Here is a 6,065-nt window from a genome sequence, read left to right on the forward strand (position 1 = left end):
AAAAGCTAACACAGATATTATTTTCTGAAAAGTTTCCATGATACTGCTCCAAAATGTAATTTTGATAAATAATTTACCACTAAAAAATCTATTTATAATATAAATTGACTAAAATTTGTGAGATATACAAGTTTTAGATTTTAGAGAGTAAGTAGGATCTTAATGGAAACTATTATTGGCCACGGCATTGATATTGTTGACATAAACAGGATAGAAAAAAGCCTCAAAAGATCGGGAGATAATTTTGAAATTCGATGCTTTACTGCAACTGAGCGTAGTCTTGCTCAACGTGATGTTAATCGCAGTCAATACTTCGCAGGTCGTTTTGCGGCAAAGGAAGCTGTACTCAAAGCTCTTGGAACTGGATGGAGTCAAGGAATTGCTTGGACTGATGTTGAAATCCAAAGGTTGCCAACAGGTGAGCCATTTGTTGTACTTTTTGGAAAATGCAAAGAAATAGCAGATAAACTAGGTATTACGAAGTGGTTAGTCAGTATAAGTCATACAAATCCATTTGCGATCGCAAGCGCTATTGCTATCAAAACAGTCCCTGTGCAGAATTCTAATACTTCTAAACCAACGGAATAAATCTCTTATAAACTTTGATATATTATTGAGCCGTTATCCAAATCGACTATAATTATACCCCCTCTATTATTTTTTACCTGTCGCCAAATTTCATAACCTATTATGATTGCTTTTTCCCAATCACCTAGAGATTTTTGGGAAATTTCTAAGTGTGTAGTCATATTTTTGATAGTCTTAAGCAATTGGTAATCTATCGTAGAAATTCCTGCCAAAAATTCATGGTCTTTAGCATAGCTGAATACAAGAGCTGATATACCTTCCTCAATTGCTATGGCGCGACCACCATCTTCTACTTCATCAATAAGGGGATGACTTTTGCGCTTACGTCTCAAGTTGGAACGAGTCACGGGAGACCAACCTAAAATTGCAGCATAGGAAAAGTGAAAGATATCGTGAAAGCGATAACCATCACTAAAATATGAGTTATCAGTTAGATCGTTGCCAATTTGCTTGCCATCAACGAACGCCTTCATTTTCACAGAGTCACTTTGGTTAAATTCAGTAATCTCGACTTTAAACTGTCTCGGTAGACGTTCGTTTTCAGGAAAGTTCCTATCAAAGTAATTTTCTGACTCTGCATAGGCATCATTTGTTGTTTCACGCGCTCCCCAACGGTCTTGAGATTTCTGGAGATTGATCTGTGCAATCTTTCCTAAATCAAGGTCGAACTTACTGGCCACATCTGCAATATACCAAAGTAGATCCCCTAATTCTTCTTGTATACGCTCTGTAAATAATTTATGAGCTTCACCGTCACGAAGGTACTTTTTATACTCAGTAAGAAGCTCGCCTGTTTCACCTGCTAAACCCAATAAAGGTACAATTACATCATCATCAGTAGATGCAGGAATTTGAGATGTTTTGAGTGCCTGGGATTGATACTCACTAAAATTCATAATTTACTCCTAAAAAATTTATTTTGGCTACTTCGGTTGAGTAGGATTTAGATTTTTTTTGTACTTTTCAAGTTCTTGATTAATTTCCCACTTAGGGGGATACCAATAATCAATTGGTTCCATGTTAGGAAAATACTTTTGTTTAATACGAGTCCTACCAGATATTCCTGAAATATCAGGGTGTCTAATCCGAGAATACTTATCAACTTCACAGAATAAATTTTGACAGTCTATCAATTGCAACTTACGCCCCCAAAGAGACTGAAACTCAAGTTCTAGTCTCTCAAATTCAGATTCTTGTATATCTACCATAAATTTAATAATTTCTGGTTCATTTAAACCGCCAAGATCGAGAAAGCTTTTACGAATTCCATCTAGAGCGCCAGGCCCAGGAATAACAAAATCCATTTCGCTAAAGTTTGTGATTTGACTATAATTGACATCGGTAATAAATTGATATGCTAAAAAATCACCGATAGTGGGATACTTGCGAAATAAATCAAATCCACGGTGCATATTTGGTGCATCTGCAAGCTGCTTTGGTAGCTCCTCAAGCATCATCTTTTCGATTAATTTCAGGTGATTTTGATGTTTTGCTGTGTATCCACCAAGTCGCTTTCCACCTGATGGCATGATGTATGCAGCAGAATATATAGCTTTACTTGATGCCATAGCTTCTACTAGAACTTTGTTATAGCGATCGAAGGAATAGTCAGAATAAACAATAGGACCTAACTTTTTTTCTAGGAGGTTCCATGTTTCAATCTTGTTGAAAATTTTGAACAGGATAATTCTGAAAAATACTTCATCAATTGAATCAGGAAGATCGTTTCTATAAATGACATTATTTATTAAATATTGGCTAGTGCGGTCAGATGCTCTATAAGCATTAGTAAATTTATAAGTAGAAAGAATTGGGTCATCTGTCCAAGGCATTAGTCGGTTTTCTAACTTCTTGAAAAAAATTTTCTGTCTTTCAACTGCAAAGCGCCAATATGTATCAAATACAATACTAGGTTTAGCAGGAGTAATATGAGAAATAATTTCTGGTGCTGGAGCAGATGGTTTTTCCCAATCAAGAGTTAGTTGAAGAGTTAGTTGTAAATCTTGCTTAATACTTTTACTAGAAGACTTACTCCGAGAAACAGTTGGTTTTTGCTCTAATACTTCTTTAATTTTTTCTATCGTAATTTTTAGTGAGTTTGTATTATCAATAGTAACAACTGGATAATTTTTTTGCTCTTCTGCTGCCAGTATGTTGTATTCTTGACTTAATTTTTGCCAATGTTCTAAATTGACATTTCTATCGATAGGGGTATCGCGACGGATAAAAAGTATAGGAGAAGGCTTGATATTTTGCCACTGCATTCGTTCAGGTTCGATCATGCTTTGTAGTAGTTTACGATCGATCCCTGATACAACTCCATAAACCCAAGTAGACCACCAATAGCGATCGAGTATGACAGTTCGACCTGCTTTGATAGCAGGTACTATCTGGCGTTCGATCGCATCAAGATGAGCTGCAATATGAAGCATCTGCTGACTTGCTGAAGTTATACCCTCAACTCCAAATTTGGAGGGTTCATGGTGGAGGTCATAGATTAACTTTCCTACCGTTCCTGGTTTGCAACCAGGAAAGCTCAATAATTCACAATCATTTCCATTTTGTTCTAGATACTTTGCTATTTCCTTTGAGAGGGTCGTTTTACCAACACCATCTGGTCCCTCAAAAACAATAAGTTTCCCCTGTTTTGGGCGTTTATTTTTCATTTTAAAAGATTTAATTAGGCTATATTAAGTGATAATGCTGTGCTTCCAAAAATATCTTGATTTTCTTTCAGCAAAAGTCATTAAAAGGAAGACATTTTAACATTTCACTTAACAATTTTTACCTATATATTTATTCAACAATATTTCATTTTACACTATAGAGTTGAATAATTATGTTCAATTAAATCTAATTTTAATGTTCTAAGGATTTTCTGGCTAACTCTTCTAGTCCCGCCAAATTTTTTTTAGGTATTGTATCTATTTTTGCCACGCCAATAAGGCAGTAAAGACCACTAAATTCTAGATTCATTTCTGATGCAATAAATTTACCTAGTCTGCAAAGACCAAGGTAATTACCATAAGCTTTTTCAAATACTTGTTGAGTAGCATAAAAGGCATTTAATTTGAGGCTTTCTTCTTTATTATTTGGTACAAGGCTAATATGTTGTAAGCAAGGAAAAGACAATTGGGCATTGGTAACATGGTCTCTTCCAGGGTCAAAAATTGATAATTGAAGCATTGTTCTTCTGACTGTTTGGCGGGAATTATACTGGGAAATAACGTATTCAAGCTGGTTGCCATTTTCAGGACCGGAACCAAATGAAATTAATCTTTCAAAATATAAACCACGGGAGTTTTTAGTTTTAGCTAAAGCTATAATCCTTGGTAAATTTTTTTGATATCTTTCAAATAAATCTTTTCTATCTTTTGAGCGTCGCCATAAAGACTCAGGAAAAATTGTATTAGCAACAGTATGAACTGACTGTTTATCATTGCTTTTTAGGCAATCATCCAGTGCTTCTCGAATATCTCGATCTTCTTCTTGGGGAATATTGTTTTTGAAACCTGTTATTCTAACTACTAATGGAGCAATTTCTTTACCTGGATTATCTATAATATGTAGAAAAATGCGCGCCCAAGCATAAGAAAGATTTTTTTCTGTGATGACAGGTGGGTTAGTATTATTCATCTTCTTCCTCCTCAAGATGCCGAAATTTACTTAAACCAATAAACTGATTATGCGAAACACGAACAAATACCGCCCACTGAGTACCTGGACAGTAGACACGCGCAATACCTGGACGGTTAGCTAAAAACAGAGTACCTTTTGGGTGATTCTCCTCAAAAGTAATTATGTCTGTCTCTGACTGTGCAGTGTTTGGGAGAAGTAGGTAATTTCCCACCTCAACATCAATGGTAGATAGCGACCAATGTTCATCAGCAATAATTAATGAGTTTGTAGTAAGTCGCCCTAGAATTTCCTCTCTAATCTTTTTAGGGGTTACTTTTAGAAGTGATTTAAGATTGGAAGGTTTTAGTATTTTCAGGGCATAAGTCATGTGATAGATTAAAGTTTCGTATCCTACACCAAAAGCACAGGCGATAGTAAAAATTTGATGGGGTGTTGCAAAAGCAGGCTCCCATTCCCGCACAGTGAAAGCCTTTCGTATTGCTAGTTTAGGCATTAATAACAAACCCGCAAAAGAATCGGCTAAAAACTCTTCTGGCTGAAATATTTTTGATTGTTGGGTCTCTCCTATTAGTTGGTCAATTGTTGCACTATGACCAAAAACATGATGTCCAAGTTCGTGAGCGCAGGTAAAGTTGCGTCTTGGCAAAGGTCGCTTTGCAGAAAGTAAGATTGTGGGTTTTTTTCCTCCAAGATATATACCTTCCATACTGCTATTATCAACAAATCTGACTGTTATACCTAACTTGTCGCACAACTTATAAATACAAATTGCTTGATTGGGAGGTATACCTTCTGCTTTCCTAACTTCGGCCGATTTATACATTGCCTGTCTAGCTAGTTCCTGCTTGTGATTTGCCACAGAATATTTTTCCCGATTTACTTTAGTATTAATCACAGCTATTCTCCTCAATTTGCATTGCAGCAAGTAATCTTAACAGTCTATCTAGGTCTTCTGGCTTCAACTTTTGGAGTTCTCTAGCTGCAAGTTGAAGTCTGGTGTCATGAATATCCATTCGGTCTGCTCCTTCTCCTAATAACCAAGAGGAACTAACATCAAAAAGCTCGGCTAGTTGAGTAATTTCTTCCGCAGAAACACTACGGTTACCTGCTTCTATTTCAGAAATTGAAGGTCGATGAAGGTCAAGCATCTTAGCTACCTGTGCCTGAGAAAGACCTGCCATTTTACGAGCTTCACGAATGCGCGAAGCGATCAGAGCTTTTTTTTGATTTACTTCACTCATGTCTGACTTACCCCACTACTGATGATTTCACAGACCAGAGCTGCTGACTCTTTAATACTTAGGAATTGCTGACAATCTTCTGAAACAAATATGTGGCGATCATTTGGAATATCGATTTGAAGTTCAGTGGCCAATATAGTAATTACATCAACCTCTATATAACTATCAAATTCTTCTAGGTCTATGAAAGGACGAGTTTGCCTATTAATATTCCCTGCATCGTATCCACAGTCACTTTGAATGCTCTTAAGTATTTCGATTAAGTTATTCTCTACCTCTTGTTGTCCCATAGTTTTATTTCTTACGCTATGTAAGATAATCTTACATAAAAAAATCAAAAACTGTCAAGTAAGGAGGAATATTTATCCCTGACCTATCTATAAAATGGACACAATAAGACTCGAACCTGAAATCCTGGGGTATTGCTAGGGCTAACTACTATTTAGTGCCAACTCGCGCTCATGTTTGCAAGGCTAATAAAAATCTGGAAATTGGTTAAATAATTAATAATTAATAATTACAGGACTTACGCAAATTAACCTTATAATATAATTAATTATCTTAAAAATTATCTTTAATTAACTATGGCCGAAAAAC

General features: G+C 35.9%; 7 protein-coding genes. 1 reads left to right on the top strand and 6 read right to left on the bottom strand.

What is annotated here, in order from left to right; all coding sequences use genetic code 11:
- Nucleotides 1-162 precede the first annotated feature (162 nt).
- Entirely contained in the window at nucleotides 163-588 is a 426-nt protein-coding gene (acpS, locus tag AC3DU7_RS22275; RefSeq protein ID WP_488041490.1) for a holo-ACP synthase, read from the top strand.
- A 5-nt stretch (nucleotides 589-593) separates the two neighbouring features.
- Here the strand turns inward: acpS and AC3DU7_RS22280 are convergent, their stop codons facing one another.
- The 6 genes from AC3DU7_RS22280 to AC3DU7_RS22305 form a co-directional block, all read right to left on the bottom strand.
- A complete protein-coding gene (locus AC3DU7_RS22280; RefSeq protein ID WP_488041491.1) occupies nucleotides 594-1,484 on the bottom strand; it encodes a MazG nucleotide pyrophosphohydrolase domain-containing protein in 891 nt (296 codons plus the stop codon).
- Nucleotides 1,485-1,511: 27 nt separating this feature from the next.
- Complete coding sequence (locus AC3DU7_RS22285; RefSeq protein ID WP_488041492.1) at nucleotides 1,512-3,254, bottom strand: nucleotide kinase domain-containing protein; 1,743 nt, start codon at nucleotides 3,252-3,254, stop codon at nucleotides 1,512-1,514.
- A 193-nt stretch (nucleotides 3,255-3,447) separates the two neighbouring features.
- Nucleotides 3,448-4,224 carry a thymidylate synthase family protein gene (locus AC3DU7_RS22290; protein WP_488041493.1) on the bottom strand — a complete coding sequence of 259 codons (777 nt, stop codon included), beginning with the start codon at nucleotides 4,222-4,224 and terminating at the stop codon, nucleotides 3,448-3,450.
- Nucleotides 4,217-5,122: an ImmA/IrrE family metallo-endopeptidase gene (locus AC3DU7_RS22295; RefSeq protein WP_488041494.1), complete on the bottom strand. Its 906-nt coding sequence runs from the start codon at nucleotides 5,120-5,122 to the stop codon at nucleotides 4,217-4,219. The genes AC3DU7_RS22290 and AC3DU7_RS22295 overlap by 8 nt, the downstream gene beginning before the upstream one ends.
- Nucleotides 5,115-5,468, bottom strand: a complete 354-nt coding sequence (locus AC3DU7_RS22300) for a helix-turn-helix domain-containing protein (protein ID WP_488041495.1) — start codon at nucleotides 5,466-5,468, stop codon at nucleotides 5,115-5,117. Before AC3DU7_RS22300 ends, AC3DU7_RS22295 begins: the two co-directional genes overlap by 8 nt.
- On the bottom strand, nucleotides 5,465-5,758 hold the full coding sequence (locus AC3DU7_RS22305) for a hypothetical protein (RefSeq protein WP_488041496.1): 294 nt from the start codon (nucleotides 5,756-5,758) through the stop codon (nucleotides 5,465-5,467). Before AC3DU7_RS22305 ends, AC3DU7_RS22300 begins: the two co-directional genes overlap by 4 nt.
- Nucleotides 5,759-6,065 lie beyond the last annotated feature (307 nt).

The organism is Okeania sp., from assembly GCF_983059655.1.

What these genes read in the sequence shown, in the direction of transcription:
- acpS (WP_488041490.1), top strand. Translation starts at nt 163, where the DNA reads ATGGAAACTATTATTGGCCACGGCATTGATATTGTTGACATAAACAGG.
- AC3DU7_RS22280 (WP_488041491.1), bottom strand. Translation starts at nt 1,484, where the DNA reads ATGAATTTTAGTGAGTATCAATCCCAGGCACTCAAAACATCTCAAATT.
- AC3DU7_RS22285 (WP_488041492.1), bottom strand. Translation starts at nt 3,254, where the DNA reads ATGAAAAATAAACGCCCAAAACAGGGGAAACTTATTGTTTTTGAGGGA.
- AC3DU7_RS22290 (WP_488041493.1), bottom strand. Translation starts at nt 4,224, where the DNA reads ATGAATAATACTAACCCACCTGTCATCACAGAAAAAAATCTTTCTTAT.
- AC3DU7_RS22300 (WP_488041495.1), bottom strand. Translation starts at nt 5,468, where the DNA reads ATGAGTGAAGTAAATCAAAAAAAAGCTCTGATCGCTTCGCGCATTCGT.
- AC3DU7_RS22305 (WP_488041496.1), bottom strand. Translation starts at nt 5,758, where the DNA reads ATGGGACAACAAGAGGTAGAGAATAACTTAATCGAAATACTTAAGAGC.